The organism is Streptomyces sp. NRRL B-24085 (assembly GCF_001282115.1).
Taxonomy (GTDB): domain Bacteria; phylum Actinomycetota; class Actinomycetes; order Streptomycetales; family Streptomycetaceae; genus Streptomyces.
On the sequence record NZ_LJBR01000099.1, the window covers coordinates 1 to 2,660 of the forward strand.

Below are 2,660 nucleotides of genomic sequence, written 5' to 3' on the forward strand. Positions count from 1 at the left end.
GGCCCCTCCCCCGCGGGTCTCAGACGTTGCGCCGGTACTGGCCGCCGACCTCGAAGAAGGCCTCGGTGATCTGCTGGAGGGAACAGACCCGGGTGGCGTCCATGAGCACCGCGAACACGTTCTCGCCGCGTACCGCCGCGTCCTTGAGGGCGTCCAGGGCGACCTGGGCCTCCTCGTGGTGGCGGGCGTGGAAGTCCCGTACGCGCTCCAGCTGGGACTGCTTCTCCTCCTCGGTGGCACGGGCGAGTTCGACGACTCCGGGCTCGGCGGTGTCGGCGTGCGGGTTGCGGAAGGTGTTGACGCCGATCAGGGGCAGCGTGCCGTCGTGCTTGCGCTGCTCGTAGAGCATCGACTCGTCCTGGATACGGCCGCGCTGGTACCCGGTCTCCATCGCGCCGAGCACACCGCCGCGTTCGCTGATCCGCTCGAACTCCTGGAGCACGGCCTCCTCGACCAGGTCGGTGAGCTCGTCGATGACGAACGATCCCTGGAGCGGGTTCTCGTTCATCGCCAGGCCCCACTCCCGGTTGATGATCAGCTGGATGGCCAGGGCCCGGCGCACGGACTCCTCGGTAGGAGTGGTGACGGCCTCGTCGTAGGCGTTGGTGTGCAGGCTGTTGCAGTTGTCGTAGATGGCGATGAGCGCCTGGAGCGTGGTGCGGATGTCGTTGAAGTCCATCTCCTGCGCGTGCAGGGAGCGTCCGGAGGTCTGGACGTGGTACTTCAGCTTCTGGCTGCGCTCCCCGGCGCCGTACTTCTCCTTCATCGCGACGGCCCAGATGCGGCGGGCGACCCGGCCCAGGACCGAGTACTCGGGGTCCATGCCGTTGGAGAAGAAGAACGACAGGTTGGGCGCGAAGTCGTCGACGTCCATGCCGCGGGCGAGGTAGGCCTCGACGTAGGTGAAGCCGTTGGCCAGGGTGAAGGCGAGCTGGCTGATGGGGTTCGCGCCGGCTTCGGCGATGTGGTAGCCGGAGATGGACACCGAGTAGAAGTTGCGGACCTGGTGCGCGATGAACCACTCCTGGATGTCGGCCATCATCCGCAGGCTGAACTCGGTGGAGAACAGGCAGGTGTTCTGGCCCTGGTCCTCCTTGAGGATGTCGGCCTGCACGGTGCCGCGCACGTTGGCCAGCGCGTGCGCGCGCAGTTCCGCCGCCTCCTCCGGGGACGGGTCACGCCCCTCCTCGGCGCGGAACCGCTCGGTCTGCTGGTCGATCGCGGTGTTGAGGAAGAACGCCAGGACGGCCGGCGCCGGTCCGTTGATCGTCATGGAGACGGAGGTCGTGGGCGCCACGAGGTCGAAGCCGTCGTAGAGCGCCTTCATGTCCTCCAGGGTGGCGACCGAGACGCCGGAGGTGCCGACCTTGCCGTAGATGTCGGGGCGCTCGTCGGGGTCGCGGCCGTAGAGGGTCACGGAGTCGAACGCGGTGGACAGGCGGGTCGCCGGCTGGCCCTCCGAGAGGAGCTTGAAGCGCCGGTTGGTGCGGAAGGGGTCGCCCTCGCCGGCGAACATCCGGGCCGGGTCCTCGCCGTCGCGCTTGAAGGGGAAGACGCCGGCGGTGAAGGGGAAGTGGCCGGGCAGGTTCTCGCTGCGCCAGAACCGGACCAGTTCGCCGTGGTCGGTGAAGCGGGGCAGGGCCACGCGGGGGATCTTGTTGCCCGACAGAGACTCACGGGTCAGCTTGGTGCGGATCTCACGGTCACGGACCTTCACGACCTGCTCGTCGCCGGAGTAGGAGGCGATGACCGAGGGCCAGTTCTCGATCTGCCGCACGAGGTCGTGCGGGAGGCGGGTGCGGGCGTCCTCCAGCAGCGCGTGCACGTTCGCCGGGTCGGAGCCGGCGTCGGCGAGCTCGGCCCCGACCAGTTCCAGCCGCTGCACCCGCCGGGCCGCCTCGGCCAGCCGCTGGGTGTCGGCGTGGTAGCCGCGGACGGTGTCGGTGATCTCCGCGAGGTAGCGCACCCGGCCGGGCGGAACCACCTGCCGGATCCCGGAGGAGTGGCGTACGTCGACCCGCGGCAGCGCGCCCTCGGCCAGCGGCAGCCCCTTCTCGGCGAGCACGGCCGTCAGGTGCTGGTGGAGCGCGGTCACCCCGTCGTCGTTGAAGGTGGCCGCGGAGGTGCCATAGACCGGCATGTCCTCGGGCCGCTTGTCGAACGCCTCCCGGTTGCGGACCAGTTGGCGGCCCACGTCCCGCAGGGCGTCCTTGGCGCCGCGCCGCTCGAACTTGTTGATCGCCACGACGTCGGCGAAGTCGAGCATGTCGATCTTCTCGAGCTGCGAGGCAGCGCCGAACTCGGGTGTCATCACGTACAGGGAGGCGTCGACGAACGGCACGATCGCCGCGTCGCCCTGGCCGATGCCCGGCGTCTCCACGATCACCAGGTCGAACCCGGCGGCCTTCACGACGTCGATCACATCGGACAGGTGCTCGGGCAGCTCACGGCTGCCGCGGGTGGCGAGGCTGCGGAAGAACACCCGGTCGCCGTCGAGGGAGTTCATCCGGATCCGGTCGCCGAGCAGCGCTCCGCCGCCCCGCCTGCGGGTCGGGTCGACGGCGATCACGGCGATGCGCAGGGCGTCCCGCTGGTCGACCCGGAACCGGCGCACCAGTTCGTCGGTCAGCGACGACTTCCCGGAGCCGCCGGTGCCGGTG

The 2,660-nt window shown here is 69.7% G+C and carries 1 protein-coding gene; it reads right to left on the bottom strand.

The features are described 5' to 3' along the window. Nucleotides 1-19 precede the first annotated feature (19 nt). Nucleotides 20-2,660, bottom strand: a 2,641-nt coding sequence (gene icmF, locus AOJ26_RS13630; protein WP_053848526.1) for a fused isobutyryl-CoA mutase/GTPase IcmF, incomplete at its 5' end; no start/stop codon positions are given.